The sequence below is a fragment of the Haloflavibacter putidus genome (assembly GCF_006546625.1).
In the GTDB taxonomy this organism is placed as follows: Bacteria; Bacteroidota; Bacteroidia; order Flavobacteriales; family Flavobacteriaceae; genus Mesonia; species Mesonia putida.
In genome coordinates this window covers 114,875-136,735 of sequence record NZ_VIAR01000006.1, presented here as the reverse complement: position 1 = coordinate 136,735, position 21,861 = coordinate 114,875, and the positions used below count along the sequence as shown (strand labels likewise).

Here is a 21,861-nt window from a genome sequence, read left to right as displayed (position 1 = left end):
AGATGAAGAGCAACGTTAAATTTGATTGGATTACAATTTTGCTTTTTTTAATCTTGGTGGTTTTTGGGTGGTTAAATATCTACTCCACTTCCTATACAGAAGCTGCTACCGGTATTTTTGATTTGTCGCATACATTTGGCAGACAGGCTTTATGGATTGTTTTAAGCCTGGTTTTAGTGATTTTTATACTTTCGGTAGAAGCTAAATTTTACCAACGTTTTTCTAGCGTAATTTATCTGCTTTCCCTTTTGTCGCTTGCCGGCTTGTTTATTTTCGGTAAAACCATATCGGGTGCTACGGCTTGGTATGTTTTTGGACCGTTTAGTATACAACCGGGAGAGTTTGCTAAAGCTGCAACCGCTTTGGCATTAGCAAAATACTTGAGTGATATTCAAACCAACATTACTTCTTTTAAACACCAGTTAGGTGCTTTTGCCGTTATTCTTTTACCTACGCTTTTAATATTGCCACAACCCGATCCTGGTAGTGCTGTGGTTTATGCAGCCTTTTTCTTTCCGTTATACCGCGAAGGTTTGTCGGGCGGCTATCTTTTGGTTGGTTTTAGTCTTGTAGCTTTATTTGTCTTAACCTTGGCTTTTGGAACGCTTTGGGTAAGTGTTGGAGTAGTTATTTTGGCGCTTTTAATTTTATTCTTCAACAGAAAAAAGAAAAAAAAGCACTTTTCGCGCTATTTTATAATGAGTGTCTTGGCGGTTTTATTTTCCTTTTCGGTAAATTATATTTTTCATAGTGTATTTCAACAACACCACCGCGATAGGTTTAATTTGGTCTTGGGAAAAGAAGTAGACACCAAAGGTATAGGTTTTAATACCAACCAAAGCGAAATTGCCATTGGTAGTGGCGGGTGGACTGGAAAAGGCTTTATGCAAGGCACGCAAACCAAAGGTAATTTTGTACCGGAGCAACATACAGATTATATTTTTAGCACAGTAGGAGAAGAATGGGGTTTTCTAGGTGCCGGCGGACTCGTAGTACTATTTGTTTGTTTGCTTTTGCGCTTGGCCTTTTTGGCAGAACGCCAAAAATCGCAGTTTAGCCGGGTTTATGGTTATAGTGTTTTGGGAATTCTATTTATTCACTTTGCCGTCAATATCGGGATGGTAATTGGGGTTTTGCCCACCGTTGGTATTCCGTTGCCGTTTTTGAGTTATGGCGGTTCTAGTTTGTGGGGTTTTACGCTTTTGCTCTTTATTTTTATTCGGTTAGATGCTAGTCGTAAGAGTTATTCGGCTATTTAAACTATTTACGCTTTCGCGGAATTAGCTTTTTCTAAGAATTTTTTATTCCCCAGCAGGAATAACCTATTTTTGCTTTCCGTAAAGTTTTAAAATATGCCGGCGCACATAAAAGTAATTATTCCTGCTTACAACGAAGAAGATGCTATTGCGCACGTCATAAAAGATATTCCCGCTATTGCGGAAGAAATTATTGTGGTGAGTAACAACTCTACAGATGCTACCATACAAAATGCCAAAAAAGCCGGTGCTACGGTTTTGACAGAAGCACAAAAAGGTTACGGTTACGCTTGTCTAAAAGGCTTAGCTTATATTGCCCAACAAGAAAAAAAACCGGATATAGTGGTTTTTTTAGATGGCGATTATAGCGATTATCCCGATAACCTAACACAAATAGTACAACCAATAGTAGATAAAAATATAGATTTTGTGGTTGGTGCAAGGGCTAAAAGCTTACGCGAAAAAGGAGCAATGACCCAACCGCAAATTTTTGGAAATGCATTGGCTACTTTTTTAATGCGTATTATTTTTAATGCTAATTTTACAGATTTAGGTCCGTTTAGAGCAATAAAATACCCTAAACTTTTACAATTGGAGATGCAAGATAAAACCTACGGATGGACGGTAGAAATGCAATTAAAAGTGTTAAAACAAAATATGAGCTATATAGAAGTGCCCGTGCCCTATAGAAATCGGATTGGGGTTTCTAAAGTTTCTGGTACCGTAAAAGGCGCATTTATGGCCGGCGTTAAAATTTTAGGATGGATTTTTAAATACAGCTTTAAATAATGCAGCTTTTTGTTCTAATCCTATACCTGCTAGCCTTGCTTTTTGTTTTTCTTTACAGCTTGTCGCAGTTGCAATTGCTTTTTTATTTTTTAAAAGCCGGTAAAAATTCGTATTACAAAAAAAAGAAAAACTTTACGGAAAGTGATAAAGATAATTTGCCTTTAGTCACCGTGCAATTGCCTATCTACAACGAAAGATTGGTGGTAGAGCGACTTCTAAAAAAAATTGCGCAGTTAGAATATCCACAAGAAAAATTAGAAATTCAAGTTTTAGACGATTCTACAGATTCTTCTCTGCAAACCACAAAACAATTAGTCGAAAACCTGCAAAAAACAGGATTAAACATTAAGCATATTCACCGTAAAGACCGTAAAGATTATAAAGCCGGAGCTTTGCGAGAGGCGTTAAAAACAGCCAAAGGCGAGTTTATAGCTATTTTTGATGCAGATTTTTTACCAAAAAAAGATTGGTTGCTGCAAACCTTACCGTATTTTGAAAAACCCGAAATTGGCGTGGTGCAAACCAGATGGGGACATTTGAATAAGAATTATTCGCTGCTTACAAAAATTCAGGCTTTTGCTTTAGATTATCATTTTATCCTGGAACAAGTAGGACGTAGTTTTGGTAAGCATTTTATCAACTTTAACGGTACGGCGGGTATTTGGCGTAAAACCTGCATTCTAGATGCCGGCAATTGGCAAGGAGATACCCTAACCGAAGATTTAGATCTCAGCTACCGCGCCCAGTTAAAAAACTGGAAATTTATATACCTAAAAGATGTGGTTAGTCCGGCAGAATTACCGGTAACAATAGCCGCCGCAAAGTCGCAACAATTTAGATGGAATAAAGGTGCTGCAGAAAATTTCAAAAAGAATTTTTTAAAAATTATTCGCAATCCCGGTATCTCGTGGCAAACTAAAACGCAAAGTTTTTTTCATCTTTTGAACAGCTCGATGTTTTTGGCAGTTTTGACCATAGCTGTACTTAGTTTGCCGGTTTTATTTATAAAAAACCAACATCCGGAATGGCAATATCTATATCTCTTTATGGCCGGTTTGGGAGTTAGTACATTGATTTTTTTTAGTACGTACTGGGTAGCATTTTCTACTATTTATGCTAAGAGTTTTAAAAGCTTTTTTAAATTTTTGGGTTTGTTTTTTTCTTTTTTTACGGTTGCTGTAGGGCTTTCCCTGCACAATAGTATTGCGGTTTTAGAGGGTTATCGCGGTAAACGTTCTGCCTTTGTTCGTACACCAAAATTTAATATTCAAAAAACTTCAAAAAAATCAAAAACCCTTACGGATACTCGTTTAAAGTTTACGTTTAGTCTTTTTTTGGAAATCTTGCTCACTTTTTATTTTGCTTATGCTATTTATGTTGCCTTTGCATTAACGGATTTTAGTTTGTTGTTTTTTCACCTAATGTTGTTTTTAGGCTTTGGTTTTGTAAGTCTGCAATCTTTAAAAGCTAGAGGATGAATTTTTTTGCAAAAATAAAGACGCAGCAAACTACTATCTTATATAGTCTGGTTTCTGTAGTTATGTATTATATTTTTGCCTATCATTTACAGCGAGCAGATTTTGGTAAGTTATTCGCGCTTTATGCGGCTTTGTTTATAATGGCGTATAAACTTATCGAAACTAATAGACATAACCTCAATTTATTACTGGGATTGGCTATTCTGTTTCGTGTAATCTTTTTGTTTGCAACTCCCAGTTTATCACAAGATTTCTACAGGTTTATTTGGGATGGCACACTAACTTTAAATGCTTATAACCCATACGAAACATCTCCGCAAGATTGGTTAACGCGGCTAGATGTTTTAAAAGAAATAATTCCAAATTATAAGACATTAATTACAGGAATGGGAAGTTTGAGTGCCGGTAATCCTACTAATTATCCGCCGTTTAGCCAAGCTATTTATGCTATTACAGTTTGGTTGGGAGACAATAGTATTGTAAAAACCTTAGTGGCAATGCGCGTATTGACGCTTTTAGCGGAAATAGGTATTTTTTATGTAGGAAGAAAAATTCTTTTGCAACTTAATCTGCCACAAGAACGCATTTTTTGGTTTTTGCTTAACCCTTTTATAATTATTGAACTAACCGGCAATCTGCATTTTGAAAGTTTACTGGTGTCTTTCTTATTGTTTAGCCTGTATTTGTTATTTAAAAATAAATGGAAACTTGCAGCTTTTTTCTTTGCCTTGTCTGTGTTAACAAAGCTTTTTAGTCTTCTGTTACTACCACTATTTTTTTATTATTTTATCAAAAAGAAAGGTTTAAGTTTCTATAAATTACTAGGTTTTTATACCCTTGTTATACTATTTACTGCATTGGGATTCTTGCCTTTTTATAGCAAGGAATTCTTTTTTAACTTTACGGAAAGTATAGGATTATGGTTTAACAGCTTTGAGTTTAACGCAAGTTTCTATTACGTTTTACGCGAAATTGGTTACTATTTTACCGGTTATAATACAATTGAAATTTTAGGAAAAATTTTACCAGTTCTATCTGTTATAAGCATTTTATGTTTAAGTTTTTTACGGAAAAATTATCCCGAAAAAAACTTGCTTACCGCAATGTTATTTGCTTTTTGTGCTTACCTATTTTTCTCTACCACCGTGCATCCGTGGTATTTGAGTTTACCGTTATTGTTAAGTATTTTTACCCGCTACAGGTTTATGTTGGTATGGAGTTTTACCATTATTCTAAGTTATACCGCTTACACCAGTCTAGAAACTTCCGAAAATTTAGGCTTGGTTTCTTTAGAATATTTACTGGTTATTGGTGTTTTACTTTTCGAAATTTATAAAAAACCGCTTGAGAAGAAATTCTTGAAATTTTAAAATCCAACTTTTTAGATTAAGTTTTCCAAAAAAATCACTTTTCCGCTTGACGGCCAATATAAATATTACGTAAATAAATTACAGAGCCTCCAGCATGTGAAGCAAATAAAACCGGATCTTTACGAATAATAGCATAAAAAATTAAAATAGCCGAACCAACCAGACTTATAACCCAAAAATTTATAGGAAGATCAGATTGCTGCTTATTTTCTGCAATAACCCATTGGTAGATAAACCTGCCGGTATAAACAATTTGACCAATAACGCCAACACTCATTAACCAAGTGGCAATTCCCGCATCTTCAGACTGGGTAAATAATAAAACAAAATTTACCGGAGACCAAATTAGGGCATAGGCAGTAAAGAGAATAGGAAAACCAATTACCAAAGCTTTAAGAAAAATAGAACTTGCTCGCCATTTTTTTTGCAGTTGTAAATTCCTAATGTAAATTACATAAATAATGGCTTGCCCAAGCATTATAGAAAAATCGCGACGCAGATAGCCATAAACAAAAAATACAATAGCCCCAATAAGACTTAATTTCCAAAAAATTACCGGGGTTTTGAGTTTTTCTGCCTTTTCAGACTTAAACCATTGGATTATTATTCGGCTGGCAAAAAACAATTGAGCGGTAAACCCAATAGAATAAATCATCCAATCTTTCATAAACTAGTCTTTAAAAGTCTTAAAACAGTTTACAGCATTCCCAAGTTAATTACCTCTTGTTTGCTAAGGTGTCTAAAACGTCCGCGTGGTAAATCTTTTTTTGTTAAGCCGCCAAAAACTACACGGTCTAACTTGACTACTTCATAGCCTAATTTTTTAAACATTTTTTGTACAATATGCGGTTTGGTACTTTTTAATTCTATACCAACCTGCCGTTTTGGTTGCTTTTCTACGTAGCTAATATCGTCTACAATTACTTTTTGACCTTCTAAAATAACTTGGTTATCTCTAATGCTTTCCAGATCTTCTTGGTCTAAGTTACGGTTTAATTCTACGTGATAAATCTGGCGAATAAGCTTTTTAGGACTTCCCAAATTTTTTGACATTGTCCCATCGTTGGTAAACAACAGCAAACCAGTTGTGCTGGTGTCTAATCTACCAATCGGGTCTAATTTAGATTTGCTGGCATTGGCTATCAAATCCATTACGGTACGGTTGTTTTTTTCTAAACTGCCGGTTACGTAAAAGCCGCTTGGTTTGTTTAATAACACATATTCCTTTTTCTCCGGATTAATTCTGCGACCATCAAATTTTACTTCATCGGTGAGTTTTACTTTATAACCCATTTCTGTAACAACCTCGCCATTAACGCGCACGCTACCGGCTTTTATGTAAATATCTGCATCACGTCTGCTGCAAATACCGGAGTTGGCTATATATTTATTGAGACGCATCCCGGCTTCGGGATTCTTAACTTGCTTGTCTACTTGTATTTTTTTGGAAGGCATATTCTGCTTTTGGTTAGGCTTTCGCGACATCTTCTTTTTTCCTGGTTTGTTTGTTTTGCCCATAATTAAAATTTTTGCAAAGGTACAATATATTTAACGATAAGTACCTATTGCTTTTTTAATGCATTTTTTTGGTTTTTCCGTTGTAACGGAAGAAATTAGACAATGCAATTATTTAGTTTATTTCTTTAAAAAATCCGATTCAGCACCACGGCCGGGTCTATTAACAAGATACTAAAAACGCCAATCACGATAATTAACTTCAATAAATTGTGTAACAGTGTGTATTGTAATTTGGAAGTAGATTTCCATAAAAAAATAAGAAAGGTAATAAGCAACGCAAAACTGAGTAAAAAATAATAATGCATATACCCAATAGGAAAATTATCGCTTACCAAAACAAGAGTCGGGATTAAGGCCAAAATAACCAAACTGCTAATTAATTTTTTGGTAAAGCCAATTCCGTAAACTACGGGAATGGTTTCGTAGTTATGGGTAAAATCTCCTTTTAAATTTTCAAGATCTTTTACCACTTCTCTAATAGCAATAATTAAAAATAGAAAGGTTGCGTGAATAAAAATTACAAAGTCAAAATTTTGATAATAAACAAAAACCACAAAAAACGGCGTAATTGCCAGAATAGAGGCAGAAATAGTGCCTATAAAAGCATATTTTTTTAGCTTATGCGAATACAGCCAAAGAAAAAAAATAAAAACCGAAAAGAAAATTACCGCCTTAAACGAAACATAACTCGCCAAAATAACCGATAAAAGATTGAGCGTAAAATATAGAGCCAGTTTGGTTTTTTGGCTCACATAATTGTCTAATAAAGTTTTATGCGGTCTATTTATCAGGTCTTTTTCTACATCGTAAAAATTATTTATTAAATATCCTGAAGCAATCGCCAAGGCAGAAGCTATAACAATTAAAAATAGATTAGGATCAAATAAAACTTCGCCAACCGGTTTTTGAGGAGCTAAAATATAGATAGATGCCAGATATTGCGCGAGGCAAATAACCAAAATATTATAACCGCGTATTACAGAAAACAAGCTGGCAAACTTGAGCAGTATAAGCTTGTTTTTGCGTGAAAGCATAAAAAAAGTTTAGAAATTGTAAACTACTTCCAGCTTATAGTCTTTTAATGCTTTTTTAGCTTGGTCTAAATCTTCCGTAAAGCCTAAAATATAACCGCCGCCACCAGAGCCACAAAGTTTTAAATAGAAGTTGCCGGAGTCTATACCTTCTTTCCAAAGTTGGTGAAACTGTTTTGGAATCATAGGTTTAAAATTGGCCAAAACCACATTGCTCAACTTTTTTATATTTCCGAAAAGCGATTTTACATCACCCTTTAAAAAGTCGTCTACACAAGCATCTGTATGTTTTACAAACTTGTCTTTAAGCATATTTCTAAACCCATCTTGCTTCATGTTTTCCATAAAAAGGTTTACCATTGGCGCGGTTTCGCCAACGCTACCGCTGTCTAGTAAAAATACCGCACCTTTGCCGCTATTGGTTTGCGACGGGATGCCGGCTGCTTCAATATTATCTTTAGAGTTAATAAGAATTGGTAAACTCAAATAAGAATTTAGCGGATCTAAACCACTTGATTTTCCGTGAAAGAAAGACTCCATTTCACTAAAAATCACTTTTAATTGCAAAAGTTTTTCTCTGCTTAAATTCTCTAAAACCGTTATTTTTTGCAGAGCATATTTATCGTAAATAGCCGCTACCAAAGCGCCACTGCTACCAACACCATATCCTTGCGGAATGCTGCTGTCAAAATACATACCTTTCTCTATATCTGCTTGCAAGCTTTCTATATCAAATTGTACCAGACCTGGATTGCTTTTTTGCAAATTCTGCAAATAATCTGCAAAACGTTTTAAGTTGTTGTTGGACTTTTGATTGGCTTCCGATAGATTTTGATCTACTTTTAACGCACCATTATAAAAGTTGTACGGAATAGAAAGACCTTTGGAGTCTTTAATAATGCCGTACTCGCCAAATAATAAAATCTTAGAGTAAAATAATGGTCCTTTCATAGTTTTGGTTTCTAACGGAAAACGTTGATGTTATGCAAAATGCAATTGCTTGGCACCTTTTCCTACTTGGTCACAAATATACTGTTCCTTTTGACAATGTGCAACTAACTGGTTCTTAATGAAATCTAAAACTTTTGCTTCTTCTACAGCCGGATACAGTAAATGCACGTTGGCGCCGGCGTCTAAAGTAAAGCAAATTTTACTATTGTTTTCTTTACGGAATTGCCAAATTTTATGAATAATAGCCAAGGTATTTGGCTGCATTAAAATAAAATACGGACTGCTGGTCATCATCATAGCGTGTAGAGCCAAAGCTTCAGATTCTACCAAATGAATGAATTTGTCTAAATCGCCACTTTTTAAAATTTCCAGTAATTTTTTGGTATTAGAAAACGCTTGTTCAAAACGCTGCTCCGCATACGGATGCTCTATCATTAAATTATGTCCCAACGTACTGCTTACGGTTTTTTGACCTTTATCTACCAATAAAACCGTGTCTTTATAGTTTTTAAAATTTTCGTGTATAGGACTTTCTACTTTAATTCCGTAAAGATTAGAACTATTTTCTATTGTTTTGTGCTCGCCCCAAATTACGACTTCGCCTTGCAAACTTCTGGTTGCACTACCAGAACCTAAACGCGCTAAAAAAGCTGCTTTTTTGGTAAAATAATCTTCGGTAAGTTTAGGATTGGCAGCTTTTTCTATACTCAACAGACACAAAGCCAAAGCACTCATTCCGCTTGCCGAAGAGGCAATTCCGCTACTATGCGGAAAAGAATTATGCGTTTCTATAGTAAATTGATATTCTTTTAAAAATGGCAGATAGGGAAGAACGCGCTCAAAGAACAGAGCAATTTTAGGGTCAAAATCTTTTGCGCGCTTTTGGTCTAAAAATACTTGAAAATCAAACTTTTCCTTGCTTTCCTCCTTTTTCTGAAATTTTAAAGTGGTAGTGGTTTTGCAATTACTTAAGGTAAAACTAACCGATGGGTTTTTGGGTAATTGCTCGCCATACTTCCCCCAATATTTTACCAAGGCAATATTGCTGGGAGCCTCCCAAGTAAACGCTCCTTTCTCTGGGTATGATAAAGTAGTTGTGGGAATAAATTCTGTTTCGGTCATAGCGCTTTAAAATTTTTGCAAATATAAACTATCTGAAGAAGTTCTTCTTTTTTAATAGCTGAAAAGCAAGTCAAAAAAATGTTATAGAAAATAAAATTCTTACCATTCTGTAAAATACTTTATTAACTTACAAAAATTAACCAAACTCCTATTATTATGTTGTCCAATTGGTTTGAAACTTATACCACAACTATTTTTGCTACCATAATCCACGCTGTTTTAGTGTATGTTGGTGTAATTCTTTTTACCAGATTGATGGGGAAACGCAGTTTTTCTAAAATGTCCGGTTTCGATTTTGCCGCCACTATCGCTATTGGTTCTTTAATTGCTACTACCATTACTTCCAAAAGCGTTGGGATTTTGCAGGGGTTAATTGCTTTACTTTCTTTATATACTTTACAATTTATAGTGGCAAGATTAAGAAGATTTCCAGCCTTCTCAAAAGGAGTAGATAACGAGCCTTTATATTTAATGAAGGGAACAGAAATACTGCATGAAAACTTGAAAAAAGCCCGCGTTACTGAAAATGACCTACGCGGAAAATTACGCGAAGCCAACGTGATTAGACTTAGTCAAGTAAAGGCGGTAATCTTTGAAACCACCGGCGATGTATCGGTTCTACACAGCGATGATCTTTCTAAAGAAGTCGAAGATTTTGTTACTAAAGATGTAATGGACAATTAATATAGCATTGTTAAAATTTTCGGAATTTGCTTTTAAAATTACGCTAAAACAAAATTATTTCAGCATTTAATTGGGTATCTTACATTTACAAAATTTTTAACGCGTTTAATCTAATTCGATAAAGTTTTAGAGGTCACGTCGAGCGCAGTCGAGACGTATTTAATTCCTTATTCTGCTCTTTAGAATTATGGAAAAACAAAACTAAAATTTGCAAATGTAAATGCATATACAAAATCTTAATAATTAAAGTTTTATGTAATGGCAAAAGATTTTTTACAAGAATATAGAAAAAAGCGAGACTTTGACCTTTCGGCGGAACCGTTTGGGGAAGAGAAAGACAAAAAGAAAAACGATAAACAAATCTTTGTTATTCAGAAGCACGATGCTTCCAACTTGCATTACGATTTTCGACTTTCTGTAAACGGGGTTTTAAAAAGTTGGGCCGTTCCCAAAGGTCCATCGGTAGATCCGCACGAAAAGCGTTTGGCAATTGCTACAGAAGACCATCCGTTTAATTATGCCGATTTTGAAGGCATAATTCCCAAAGATCAATACGGCGGCGGAACGGTTATGGTTTGGGATGCCGGCACTTACAAATCCGATAAAAAAGATGATGACGGAAAAATTATTCCTATAGAAAAACAACTTAAAAACGGGCAAGCTACTTTTATATTAAACGGAAAAAAGCTGGAAGGCGGGTTTACTTTAATTCAGATAAATAAAGAGAAAAACCAATGGCTGCTTAAAAAGGTAGAAGATGATAAAGCAGATGCACGCCGAAAACCGACTTCTACCGAAAACAAATCGGTTTTAACCCAACGCACAATGAATCAAATTAAAAAGGACAGCGAGAATGCATGAGTTGCTGAAAAATTTACCGGAAGCACAACAAAAAAAGTTGCAAAAAGAAAAGCAACCGGAATTTATCACGCCAATGAAAGCAAAATTAACTCACAAACGCTTCTCAGATAAAGACTGGGTTTTTGAACGTAAATTAGACGGTGAGCGCGTGCTAATTGTAAAAAATAAAAAAGAAGTAAACCTGTTTTCCCGAAACGAGAAAAAACTCAATTTTAAATATCCCCAGTTGGTAGCGGCTTTTAAAAAGCAAAGAAACAGCTTTATTGCAGATGGCGAGATTGTGGCTTTTAAAGGAAATGTTACCAGTTTTGCCAGATTGCAAAAGCGCATGCACGTAAGCAGTGAAGAAGAAGCCAAAAAGAGCAGTGTAAAAGTTTACTGTTATGTGTTTGATTTGCTTTTTTTGGAAGGCTATAACTTATGTAACTTGAGCTTTAACTTCCGTAAAAATCTTTTAAGGAAGGCTTTTAACTTTCAAAATCCAATTCGGTTTACGCCACATAAAAACGAAAACGGTAAAAAATTTATTCAAGAAGCTTGCAAAAAAAACTGGGAAGGCTTAATCGCTAAAAAGCGTGATAGCACCTACGTACACTCGCGGTCGTCTAATTGGCTAAAGTTTAAATGTGTGCACGAGCAAGAATTTGTAATTGGCGGTTACACCAAACCCCAAGGAGAACGCATTGGTTTTGGCGCCTTGCTCATTGGTTTTTATAAAGGCGAAGATTTGTATTATGCCAGCAAAGTAGGTACGGGATACGACGACGAAACCTTAGAGTTTTTGCACGATAAAATGAAAAATTTGGAAGTAGAAAATCCGCCTTTTGTGCAAGAAGACGCCTTACCGCAGAAAGATGTTTTCTGGCTAAAACCAAAATTAGTGGCAGAAGTTGGCTTTACGGAATGGACTAACAACAATAAATTGCGTCATCCCAGATATATAGGTTTACGAGACGATAAAAAAGCGAAAGAAGTAGTAAAAGAAGCTTAAATGTTATGGAAAAAGAAGTAAGCTATAATAAGCACAGTTTTGAAATTGGAAATTTAGACAAAACTTTTTACCCAAGTGCAGGTCTGACAAAAGGAGATATTATCGAATATTACGAAAAAATAGCCGATACTATCTTGCCTTATTTAAAAAACCGACCGCTTACCTTACAACGTTTTCCTAACGGGATTGACGATAAAAATTTTTATCAAAAAGACAAACCGGATTATTTTCCAGACTGGATAAAAAGTATTAAAACCAAAAAACAGGAAGGCGGAAAAATAGAGTATGTAATGTGTAACGATAAAGCCAGTTTGATTTATTTGGTAAATCAAGCCGGCATTATTTTTCATACCGGTTTAAGCACAAAAAACAATTTGAATAAGCCCGACAAAATTATAATTGACTTAGACCCGAGTACTACCAATTTTGAAACGATAAAAACCGCTGCAGAACGTATTCGGAAAATAATTGAAGAAAAATTAAACGCTACCGCTTTTGTAATGACAACGGGTTCGCGCGGATTGCATGTTATGTTGCCCATAAAACCGGAGGAAGGTTTTGATACGGTAAGAGAATTTAGTCAAAATCTTGCCACTTATATCGCCAAACAATATCCGGAAGATTTAACCACGGCTGTGCGAAAAAATAAGCGTGAAAACAAACTTTTTTTAGATGTTGCCCGCAATGCTTTGGGGCAAACCGCTGTTTGTCCTTATTCTTTACGCGCGATTAAAAATGCTCCAATTGCAACCCCATTAGAATGGGATGAACTCGCAAAACTAGAATCTGCGCAAGCTTATACGCTGGGTAATATTTTTAGGCGCTTGGCGCAGAAAGACGATCCGTGGAAAAAGTTTTCAGAAAAAGCCGTAAGCTTTAAAAGTCTAAAAGAAAAACTGGAAAAATTATAAAATTCTATTTAATTTTATAACGCAAAACAAAATCTGTGTTTTATGAAAACTACTGCAAATAGCAATAATTTAAAGGTTAATACCGGCTTATTGAAAGTCGTTGCTGTTTTACAATTTCTTTTACTCGGGTTGTTTTATTATACGCAATGGCAGCAAATTTCGTTACCCGGTATACTTAATTATACCGTATTTTTTGTTTTTTTATTTGCATGGCTTTTGGTGCTGGCAGACCTTTTACAACAACGTATTTACCAAAAATGGTTCTGGTATTTAGGAATGTTTACCTTGCCTTTTTTAGCTATTTTGTTGTACGCTTTTCAGCGGAATTCTTTAATCCATTTAAAAGAAAACAGTTTTTCCAAATAAACTACTTTAGAAAAACATTTTAATCGGAAAATTAAGTGGATTGTTTCCCTAGTTTTTCCGCAAAGTAAGCTACTACCACCAACTGAAAAATGTGGTATAGCATTATTGGTAAAAGATATATTCCTAATGCTGCGCCGTTTCCAAAAATAATTTTTGCCATTACAGAACCGTGTACTAAAGATTTTTTAGAACCGCTAATCTTAGCTGTAATTGTATCTTCCCGATTAAAATTAAGCAAGCGCGCCAAGTATTTAGAAACAAAATAAACCGTAAAAAATAAAGTGGCCACCACCAAAAGTAAGAGTGCAAAATGCCACCATTTTAAACCGGAAAAAATATTAGCCTCAAACGACTTGCTAAAACTTTGATAAACAATTAGAGCGATTACACTTTTATCAAAATAGCCTAAATAACTTCCGTAAAGGTTTATAAACTTCCTGAAAAAACGATGCAACAAAAAACCCAATCCCAGCGGAATTAAAATGGTGTATACCAAACTTAAGACTACATCAAGAAAATTTAAACCCTGAGAGGCGTCTAAAAACATACTTAGCCATAAAGGCGTAACAATTACACCAATTAATCCCGAAATACTGGCATTAAAAATAGCTGCCGGCACATTGCCGCGCGCAATAGAAACCATTACCACAGACGAGGAAACGGTAGAAGGTAAAGCCGCTAAAAAGAAAAATGCCAACCAATAATCAAAACCCGTTGTGTTAATAAAAATGGGATAGACGCTTAAAATTAACAACGGAAAAAATATAAACGTGCAAGATTGCACCAAAATATGCAGTCTATAGTTTTTCATTCCATTGGCCAAATCTGAAGGCGATAGTTTTAGGCCGTAAAAGAAAAATATAAGTGCAATACCAATTGTAATAATGCTATCTAATGGTATTATTTGGGACAAGCCCGGAAAGAAAAAAGCCAGGATAATACTTAGAAATAGAGCTAAAATAAACGGATTACGCATTTTTAGATTTCTTTTTCGGCAAGGGTTTCGGCAACTATATAAGCGCCTGTCCACGCATTTTGAAAATTAAATCCGCCGGTTATGGCATCTACATTTAATACTTCGCCGGCAAAAAATAAATTGGGAAACAACTTACTTTCAAACTTTTTAAAATCTACTTCTTTTAAATCTACGCCGCCGGCGCTTACAAATTCTTCCTTAAAGGTACTTTTCCCGTTTACTTCTAATCTGGTTTGGGTAAGACTTTTATTAAGTGCAAGCATTTCTTTTTTGTTAACATCTGCCCAGTTTTTAGATTTTTCAATTCCGCTGGCAGCTACTATATAATGCCATAGACGTTTGGCCAAGCCAAATTGCGCATTAGAATACAGGGTTTGTTTGGCAAATGTTTGTTTTAGGTTTTGCAATACTTCTAAAACTTCTTCTTCATTTTGGTATTCCAACCAATTGATGCGTACATAGAATTCGTAATTTTTCTCTTGCAAAATTCGCGCTCCCCAAGCCGAAAGTTTTAAAACCGCGGGACCGCTTAATCCCCAATGCGTAAGAAGCAAGGCGCCATCGTTTTGCAAATTGGTGTTTTCTATACTAACTTGCGCGTTGGTGGTAATTCCTGCTAAAGCCTTTAGATTTTCGTCGGTAATATTAAACGTAAATAAAGAAGCCACCGGGTTTATTATTTTATGGCCAAGCTTATTTAGTAAATTCCATATTTTAGAATTGCTGCCGGTTGCCAATACTAATGCATTTGTGGTAAAAGCACTATTTTTGGTAGTAACTTGCCAAAGTTCTCCTTCTTGCATAAAGCCATCAACGGCCTCTTGGCGTAAAATAACTATATTCAATTCTTGGGCGCGTTCTATAAAGCAATCAATAATGGTTTCGGAAGAATCGGTTGTTGGGAACATTCTGCCGTCTTCTTCGGTTTTGAGTTTTACGCCTCTTTCTTCAAACCAAGCAACGGTATCTCCGGTCATAAATTTATGAAACGGCCCTAGTAATTCGCGTTCTCCGCGCGGATAATTACGCACTAATTCCTGCGGAATATATTCGGCGTGGGTAACATTGCATCTTCCGCCACCGGAAACCTTTACTTTATTGAGTAAATTTTTTCCTCGCTCTAAAATAGCTATTTTAAGATCGGGTCTTTTTTCTGCCAGGTTTATGGCGGCAAAAAAACCGGCCGCGCCACCGCCAACTAGTAAAACATCGTATTCTTCCATTCTGCAAAGATACGGCTTAAACAATGATTTTAAAGTCTCTGGCTAAAAAAGCTATTTTAAGATTAATAATGGTAAATTGGTTTTGTAGCGATGTCCTGCGTTTTTACTTCCGTAAATAAAACGTTCTATAAACGATTCTTTTTTGAGGAAAAGAGCGTGCAATTGTACATCAAAAAGCTGGGTAAAAGCTTGAATGGCTTGTGGGGTAGGAATTCCGTTAAGGTAATGCATTTTATAGGATAAAAACTGTAGACTAGTATTTTCTAAAATGTTTTCTGTTTCTGCATTTTTATCTTCGTCGGCTTCATTAATTTGCAAAACGTGTAATGCAGGTTCAAATTTTTTAAGAATAAAACGTAAGCTGTCCAATGGCTTGGAAGGCAAATCGTCTTCTTTATGTTCGCTAAACAAAACGGCTTTTATGGGCTGGTAGGTGTAATTTTTTGGCACTACCAAAGTGCTAATTGGTACATTATTAATTACCCGTAACGTACTGCTGCCAAATAAACTCTCTTCTAAATTGCTGGTGCCGGTAGCCCCCATAAACAGTAGCTCTATTTTTTCTTGTTCGATAATTTCTTTGATTGAATTTTCAAAATCACTAAACTTAACGTGGGTTTCAAAGGAATGTTGGTTTTTAGGAAAAGATTTTTGTAAATTATCTATCAGCTCCAATTGTTTTTCTTTATTTTCCTTGAAAACGGTATCATAAATACTGGATCCGGGGGTGGCAGAAAGCAACCTGCCGGTAAGGTAATTAGAAGGCTCTTCTACCGTTAAAATATGAAATTTACACTTGGTGTCGCTTAGCATTGCAACGGCATATTGCATGGCGTTAAAAGCATTTTCAGAAAAATCGGTAAGAAATAAAATAGGTTTCATAAGGCTGTAGTTTAGCTTAAAAATAAGCTTAATTTTTAGGTTTTCAAAGAAAAAAATTGCTGTATAAAAAAGGAAAAATTAGTATAGAGACATTTGGGGAAAATTGTTAAAAAAGATTTTGAATTGATAGAAGCTTAAAGCGGAACATTAATTTACTGTAATAAAAAAAGCGGAATTTTTACATTCCGCTTTTAACTTTTTGAAAATAACAATAAAATTATTCTACAATTAGTTTTTTGGTTATTTGCTGGTTTTGATTACCGAATTTCACCAAATAAACGCCAGCCCCCAATTGAATTGGAAAACTGTTTTCATTATTATTTAAAAGCTTTTCTTGAACCAATTTTCCTTGTAAGGAATAAATTTCTACGCGTTCAAAATTGGCGGTACTTTCAAAATGAAGGCTTTTGCTGGTTGGATTAGGATAAATACGCAGCGCTACTTGGGTTGCTTGGTCTATTCCTAAATCTTGACAACCTACCGGATCGTAAATAACTTCGCCTAAAGTAGCATCGTCTGCTTGATGAAAAATAACCGACTCGGCATCTGCAGAGGTGTTTTCTATTCCTTCTATCCAGCAATTGTTTTTTGCCATAATAGTGTGAGGCGTGTTGTTGTAAAGCGCAAAAGTTTCGCCACCGTTTTCGTTATTGGCAAATACATTTTCGCCTGGATTATCGGCGTCGTCTCCTAAGTTTATAGAAGCTTCGCCAATTACGGTAATTCCCCATAAATTTCCTCTTATTTCGTTACCGGTGGCAATAATATTCTGCGTATTGCTGCTAGAATTTAATGAAATTCCGCTACCGCCTAAATTGGGATTTCCTTGGGTGTTGTTGTCTTCAATAATATTATTTCGGATGTACGCAAAAGCATTTCCACCGGCAACGGTCATTCCGTAACGGTTATCTACAACGGTATTGTCGTCTATAATAGCTACAATTTGACCGCCAATAAAATTAGAAACGCCAATTCCGCCAACTTTATCCATAGCCGGATCGCCAATAATGGTGTTTTGCACAATACGCAAAGTGTCTGCGCCGGTTGGTCCCATATTTAATTGCGGCCGGTTTTGGTTACTCTGTCCGTTAAATTCTAAATAGTTATTGATAATTTGAGCAGAAACTTGCTGATTTGCACCCGAGCCAACTGCCGGTAAATCGTTAAATAAAAACTCGTTGTTTTCTATAAGCGGTGAACCTGCCGAGAGAGAGATTACCGCCCCGGTAGAAACACCAGATACGTTATTGATTAGCGTACTGTTGGTAATGCTAAAATTGGGGGTAACGGTTTTTAAGCCGCCACCGTAAGAAATATTGGCATTCTGAATAGTAACAGTAGAGGTGTCTTCAAATCGAAAACCATCATACGGAGCGTTTTGATCTATGGCGGTTATAATAATTTCGTCGCTTCCGGCATCGGCCGTAAAAATGCCATCTACTGTAATACGTACGTCTGCAGCAATTTTTAAAGTTTCGGCGGTTGTAATACTAAAACTATCGTTGGCAGAAATGGTTAAATCTGCTACCAAAGTATATTCACTGCCATCAAAAGAAATAGTCGACGGACTTTCTGTTACCAAATCGTTCAGGTCATAATTTACACCGGTATTGGGCGTGGTATATTGCGCCAGCGCCAAAAGAGGTGTTAAAAACAATAAGAATAGAGGAGTAATTTTTTTCATTGGGTTGTGTTTTTTATTTGCTGAAACGAAATTACAAAAAATTATTTGGTAAGTGCGTTGCAATAAATAGATGTTCGCTTCCGCGGAAGCGTAAAAAGTTTGCGTGCTAAACGTGTATTAAGTTTTCTTTACAAATTTGGTCAAAATCACGATTTGTTGTCCGTTTACTTTACCTTCAATTTGTTCTTCGTTATCGTGTACCAACGAAATTCTTCTAACCGCCGTACCGCGTTTGGCCACCATGCTAGAACCTTTTACCGGCAAATCTTTTATTAAAACTACATTGTCTCCGGCTTCTAATTTTACGCCATTACTATCGCGATGCTCTAAGGCATTGGCGTTTTCTTCTGTGGTTTCTAAACCTGCTTTTGCCCACTCTTTGGTGTCTTCTTCCATATAAAGCATATCCAACAAGTCTTGTGGCCAGCCTTCTGCTTTTAATTTATGCAACATTCTGTAAGCAACTACTTGCACCGCAGGAACGCTGCTCCACATGCTGTCGTTAAGACAACGCCAGTGGTTGGGTTGTATTTCGGTTTCTTCGGTTAATTGGTTGTAGCAAGTGGCGCAGGTTAAAACAGTATTTTCTGCGGCTTGACCGTTATTTGGGGTAACCTCGTATTCTTGTAAATTATCTTTACTGCCACAAAGTTCGCACTGCGAATTGGCGCGTTGCATTATTTCTTGAAGTAAGCTCATAAATTGCTGATTTAAAAACCGCAAAAATAAGCTTTTTAATTGGCTTGGCCTTTTTATTCTTTAATTACCGCCTATACGTTGCCATAAATCTTTTAAAAGAGCTTTTCCGTCACGCGGATTTTTCTCTTTTTCGGTAACTTTAATAGTACCGTTTTCTAAGGCTTCAATTTTATAACTGAACACAAAGTTCTCTGCTTTCGGATCTAAACGCATCAAACCAAAACGCAAATCGTTAAAATAAAGTTCGCCGTTTTCTTCGGTAATCGTGTACCAGCCTTTAGAGATTTTTATTAGTTGTTTAATTTTATCGGTGGTTTTTAAAGTGCCCAACTTTTCATGATTTTTAGAATAGGCTGTAAATTGAATTGGTTGTGAATCAAAAAAAGAATAATGCCCAATTAAATATTCTGTGGGCGTATCTACATTGGCCGTCCATAAAATGGTATTAAAAGGAGTTGGCTTAGTCTCGATTGCAAAATAATTGATTTTTTGAGTTTCTAAGTTTTTTTCAAATTGTTGAAAAGCGAGTCCTTTTAAAACCAATCCCAAAACCAAATAAAGCGAACTAATGAGCAAACCCAATTGGTTGTAGCGTTTTCTTTTAAGACTAGTACGCTTTTGTCGCATTGTCAAAATAAGAAAAGTTAGAAACGGAAGCGTGTACAGTGGGTCAATTACAAAAATGCTTTTAAACGCTAACCTAATATCTAATGGCCAAAATAATTGCGTACCCCAAGTGGTAAACCCATCTAAAAGCGGATGCGTAAACAAGCCCCAAAAAAATAACCACGACCAAGATTTCCAAGAAGCCGCACGTTCCCAGCGTGAAACCAACCAGCCAAATAAAGGAGCGAAAATTACCGCGAAAAAAATGGAATGCGTAAATCCGCGATGAATTTCCAAGGCGTTAACCGTGTCCGTAAAGTTAGAAGCCAATATATCTAAATCTGGAATAGTGCCGGCAATAGCGCCGTAAAGCATTGCTTTGTTGCCAATTTTTCTTCCTAAAACCGCTTCGCCAACTGCAGCGCCTAAAACAATTTGGGTTAATGAATCCATTTTTTTAATTTCCTTTACGGAATTTTTAAGGCCGTTTTTAAGTATTCACGGCTAAATTTAATCTACAATTTCCATCTTTTTCAGTAAAAAAGAAGCATTCATATTTTTGCAAATGCCCTTTTTTAAAGTATAATCAAAATGCAATTCGTCTTGAATTATTTCGGCATCAAAATAATAGTTTTTTACCTGTGGCAATTCTTCCGCAACTTCGCATAAACTTAAATCGTGGGTAGCAATTATTCCCGTAGATTGGGAGCCGACGAGTTTTTCTATAAATTTCCTGGAACCAATGGCTTTGTCTGTGCTGTTGGTTCCTTTTAAAATTTCGTCTAAAATAATAAAATAAGTTTCGTTTTTTAAACGCTCTACAATAAATTTTAGCCTGCTCAATTCGGCATAAAAATAAGAAGCTTCATCTGCCAAACTATCTACCGTTCGCATACTGGTAATTAATTGAATAGGCGAGTAGGAGCAGGTTTTTGCGTAAACCGGCAAGCCTACATTTGCCATAACAATTTGCAAAGAAACTGTACGTAAAAAGGTACTTTTCCCGGCCATATTGGCGCCGGTTACGATGAAAAATTCATGTTGATCTATTTTAAAATCGTTGGTAACCGCTTCTTGCGAATTTAATAACGGATGCGCAGCTTCGGTAGCTTTTAAAACTGTGTTAGATTGTTCAATTTCCGGAAAAACATAGTTGGGATGGTTGTAAGCAAAATTTCCCAAACTGTTGTAAGCATCGAAGAAATCTATTGTTTCAAACCAATTTTCTACGCGCTGTTGGTGTTGTATTAACCATTGCTCTAAATGGTAAGCCTGCTTTAAATCCCACAACATTAAGCCCGTCATTAACTGTCCAAAAATTAAAACGTTTCTACGTTCTAAAGCGTCAATTCTTTTAGAAAATTCTTTCAGTAAAACCGAAGCTTTTTTGGTTTCGGTCTGGATGCTTGCTTTTTTTTCTTGTAATATTTCTGCTTCAAAACTTGTATTTTCAAGCAATTCCAACAATAAATAATATTGCTGAAAGGTGTTTTGCACTTCGCTTACATAGCTAGAAAGTTGGCCCACTTTTTTAAGGTAGCGACTCACGATAAGCCAACCCAAAAGAAGCCAACCACCAAGAAACCAACCGGAAATAAAATTAAAGCTAAAAGCGACAATTAAAAGCGCCGAGGCAATGGTAAAAACTGTGGGTAACCATTTAAATATCTTTGGTACAAAAGCCTGATAGTTACGCAGCCAATCTATTATAACGCTGTTGCGAATTTTAGTTTTTACCATTCCAGCGACAGCGGTAAAATTTTGCCTAAAATCTATCAATTTTGCCAGGTTTTTAACCGCGTCTTGCTTGTGCGGAATATTTTTTATGGCATTGCCGGTTAAGTAATCTGCTAATTGTTGTTTTCCAGAAGATAAAGCTGTGCGGTTGAGGTATTGAAAAAAAGAGCGTTTACCAAATAAATCTATGTCTTGACTAAAAGCGTGTTGCGGATTTTTAAATTCTTCGCCATCGGGAAGAGAAGAGAAATTACGGTTTAAAACCTGTAATTCGGTTTGGTTAATGGCGATTAATTGCTGTAATTTTTCTTTTTTGTATTGTAAATTGGCGTGTCTGGAGATCAAACTTAAAAACAAACCTATGCCAAGAACCAGTACGCCCATTACATAAGGCGTATTGCCAAAAGCTATGTAAACTCCAAAAACAGTGAGTAAAAAGATAAGCAGCCGCAGCATACTTGAGGCAAACAACTTTTTTTTAAGTTGTTTTAAATCTTGTTCAAAATCTTGCAAACGCTTGGTGTAAACCGATTGTGTTGTGGGCATTGAAAGCTAATTTTTTCGCTTCCAAAAATAAGGAATGTAAGCTAATTTGTGGCTTTATTTAAGAATTAAAGTTGTTAGGAAAAAACGGCTACGTTATTTTCTGTACGGAATTTATTCTGGCGGATACAATTAAAAGCCTAGATGATTTTGCGTACTAGGGAAAACTTAAACTTATTTTAG

General features: G+C 35.8%; 21 protein-coding genes. 9 read left to right on the top strand and 12 right to left on the bottom strand.

Going from position 1 to position 21,861, the window contains the following annotated elements; translation table 11 throughout:
• Nucleotides 1-2: 2 nt before the first annotated feature.
• The 4 genes from rodA to mptB all read left to right on the top strand — a co-directional run bounded on the left by rodA (nt 3) and on the right by mptB (nt 4,893).
• A complete protein-coding gene (gene rodA, locus FKR84_RS07800; RefSeq protein WP_141421733.1) occupies nt 3-1,259 on the top strand; it encodes a rod shape-determining protein RodA in 1,257 nt (418 codons plus the stop codon).
• 93 nt (nt 1,260-1,352) lie between these two features.
• Nucleotides 1,353-2,045, top strand: a complete 693-nt coding sequence (locus tag FKR84_RS07795) for a glycosyltransferase family 2 protein (protein WP_141421732.1) — start codon at nt 1,353-1,355, stop codon at nt 2,043-2,045.
• On the top strand, nt 2,045-3,523 hold the full coding sequence (locus tag FKR84_RS07790) for a cellulose synthase family protein (RefSeq protein ID WP_141421731.1): 1,479 nt from the start codon (nt 2,045-2,047) through the stop codon (nt 3,521-3,523). The genes FKR84_RS07795 and FKR84_RS07790 overlap by 1 nt, the downstream gene beginning before the upstream one ends.
• On the top strand, nt 3,520-4,893 hold the full coding sequence (gene mptB, locus FKR84_RS07785; protein WP_141421730.1) for a polyprenol phosphomannose-dependent alpha 1,6 mannosyltransferase MptB: 1,374 nt from the start codon (nt 3,520-3,522) through the stop codon (nt 4,891-4,893). Before FKR84_RS07790 ends, mptB begins: the two co-directional genes overlap by 4 nt.
• A 34-nt stretch (nt 4,894-4,927) precedes the next feature.
• Here mptB and FKR84_RS07780 read toward each other — a convergent pair whose 3' ends face one another.
• The 5 genes from FKR84_RS07780 to FKR84_RS07760 all read right to left on the bottom strand — a co-directional run bounded on the left by FKR84_RS07780 (nt 4,928) and on the right by FKR84_RS07760 (nt 9,515).
• Nucleotides 4,928-5,560 carry a lipid-A-disaccharide synthase N-terminal domain-containing protein gene (locus FKR84_RS07780; protein WP_141421729.1) on the bottom strand — a complete coding sequence of 211 codons (633 nt, stop codon included), beginning with the start codon at nt 5,558-5,560 and terminating at the stop codon, nt 4,928-4,930.
• A 29-nt stretch (nt 5,561-5,589) separates the two neighbouring features.
• Complete coding sequence (locus tag FKR84_RS07775; RefSeq protein WP_394348480.1) at nt 5,590-6,411, bottom strand: pseudouridine synthase; 822 nt, start codon at nt 6,409-6,411, stop codon at nt 5,590-5,592.
• A 125-nt stretch (nt 6,412-6,536) separates the two neighbouring features.
• Entirely contained in the window at nt 6,537-7,445 is a 909-nt protein-coding gene (locus FKR84_RS07770) for a geranylgeranylglycerol-phosphate geranylgeranyltransferase (RefSeq protein WP_141421728.1), read from the bottom strand.
• A gap of 9 nt (nt 7,446-7,454) precedes the next feature.
• Nucleotides 7,455-8,393, bottom strand: coding sequence for a mevalonate kinase family protein (locus FKR84_RS07765; RefSeq protein WP_141421727.1), 939 nt, complete (start codon nt 8,391-8,393; stop codon nt 7,455-7,457).
• Between the two features lie 30 nt (nt 8,394-8,423).
• Nucleotides 8,424-9,515, bottom strand: a complete 1,092-nt coding sequence (locus tag FKR84_RS07760; RefSeq protein WP_141421726.1) for a diphosphomevalonate/mevalonate 3,5-bisphosphate decarboxylase family protein — start codon at nt 9,513-9,515, stop codon at nt 8,424-8,426.
• A gap of 156 nt (nt 9,516-9,671) precedes the next feature.
• Between FKR84_RS07760 and FKR84_RS07755 the strand changes: the two genes are divergently transcribed.
• The 5 genes from FKR84_RS07755 to FKR84_RS07735 all read left to right on the top strand — a co-directional run bounded on the left by FKR84_RS07755 (nt 9,672) and on the right by FKR84_RS07735 (nt 13,328).
• Nucleotides 9,672-10,199 (top strand): DUF421 domain-containing protein, encoded by a 528-nt coding sequence (locus tag FKR84_RS07755; protein WP_141421725.1) that lies wholly within the window; start codon nt 9,672-9,674, stop codon nt 10,197-10,199.
• A 258-nt stretch (nt 10,200-10,457) separates the two neighbouring features.
• Entirely contained in the window at nt 10,458-11,060 is a 603-nt protein-coding gene (locus FKR84_RS07750; RefSeq protein WP_141421724.1) for a DNA polymerase ligase N-terminal domain-containing protein, read from the top strand.
• Nucleotides 11,053-12,051 (top strand): non-homologous end-joining DNA ligase, encoded by a 999-nt coding sequence (ligD, locus tag FKR84_RS07745; RefSeq protein ID WP_141421723.1) that lies wholly within the window; start codon nt 11,053-11,055, stop codon nt 12,049-12,051. Before FKR84_RS07750 ends, ligD (FKR84_RS07745) begins: the two co-directional genes overlap by 8 nt.
• A 5-nt stretch (nt 12,052-12,056) precedes the next feature.
• On the top strand, nt 12,057-12,962 hold the full coding sequence (gene ligD, locus FKR84_RS07740; RefSeq protein WP_141421722.1) for a non-homologous end-joining DNA ligase: 906 nt from the start codon (nt 12,057-12,059) through the stop codon (nt 12,960-12,962).
• A 42-nt stretch (nt 12,963-13,004) separates the two neighbouring features.
• Nucleotides 13,005-13,328, top strand: coding sequence for a hypothetical protein (locus tag FKR84_RS07735; protein ID WP_141421721.1), 324 nt, complete (start codon nt 13,005-13,007; stop codon nt 13,326-13,328).
• A gap of 31 nt (nt 13,329-13,359) precedes the next feature.
• On the opposite strand, the gene FKR84_RS07730 is transcribed toward FKR84_RS07735, so the two are convergent.
• The 7 genes from FKR84_RS07730 to FKR84_RS07700 all read right to left on the bottom strand — a co-directional run bounded on the left by FKR84_RS07730 (nt 13,360) and on the right by FKR84_RS07700 (nt 21,681).
• On the bottom strand, nt 13,360-14,304 hold the full coding sequence (locus FKR84_RS07730) for a bile acid:sodium symporter family protein (RefSeq protein ID WP_141421720.1): 945 nt from the start codon (nt 14,302-14,304) through the stop codon (nt 13,360-13,362).
• 2 nt (nt 14,305-14,306) lie between these two features.
• The gene (locus tag FKR84_RS07725; protein ID WP_141421719.1) at nt 14,307-15,527 is read right to left on the bottom strand and encodes a BaiN/RdsA family NAD(P)/FAD-dependent oxidoreductase; all 1,221 of its coding nucleotides are present in this window, start codon (nt 15,525-15,527) and stop codon (nt 14,307-14,309) included.
• 51 nt (nt 15,528-15,578) lie between these two features.
• Nucleotides 15,579-16,409, bottom strand: a complete 831-nt coding sequence (locus FKR84_RS07720) for a universal stress protein (protein ID WP_141421718.1) — start codon at nt 16,407-16,409, stop codon at nt 15,579-15,581.
• Between the two features lie 217 nt (nt 16,410-16,626).
• Nucleotides 16,627-18,093, bottom strand: coding sequence for a T9SS type A sorting domain-containing protein (locus FKR84_RS07715; protein ID WP_141421717.1), 1,467 nt, complete (start codon nt 18,091-18,093; stop codon nt 16,627-16,629).
• A gap of 117 nt (nt 18,094-18,210) precedes the next feature.
• Complete coding sequence (locus FKR84_RS07710; RefSeq protein ID WP_141421716.1) at nt 18,211-18,792, bottom strand: PhnA domain-containing protein; 582 nt, start codon at nt 18,790-18,792, stop codon at nt 18,211-18,213.
• 60 nt (nt 18,793-18,852) lie between these two features.
• The gene (locus tag FKR84_RS07705; protein WP_141421715.1) at nt 18,853-19,851 is read right to left on the bottom strand and encodes a metal-dependent hydrolase; all 999 of its coding nucleotides are present in this window, start codon (nt 19,849-19,851) and stop codon (nt 18,853-18,855) included.
• Nucleotides 19,852-19,908: 57 nt separating this feature from the next.
• Nucleotides 19,909-21,681 carry a MutS-related protein gene (locus tag FKR84_RS07700; RefSeq protein ID WP_141421714.1) on the bottom strand — a complete coding sequence of 591 codons (1,773 nt, stop codon included), beginning with the start codon at nt 21,679-21,681 and terminating at the stop codon, nt 19,909-19,911.
• Nucleotides 21,682-21,861: the final 180 nt, after the last annotated feature.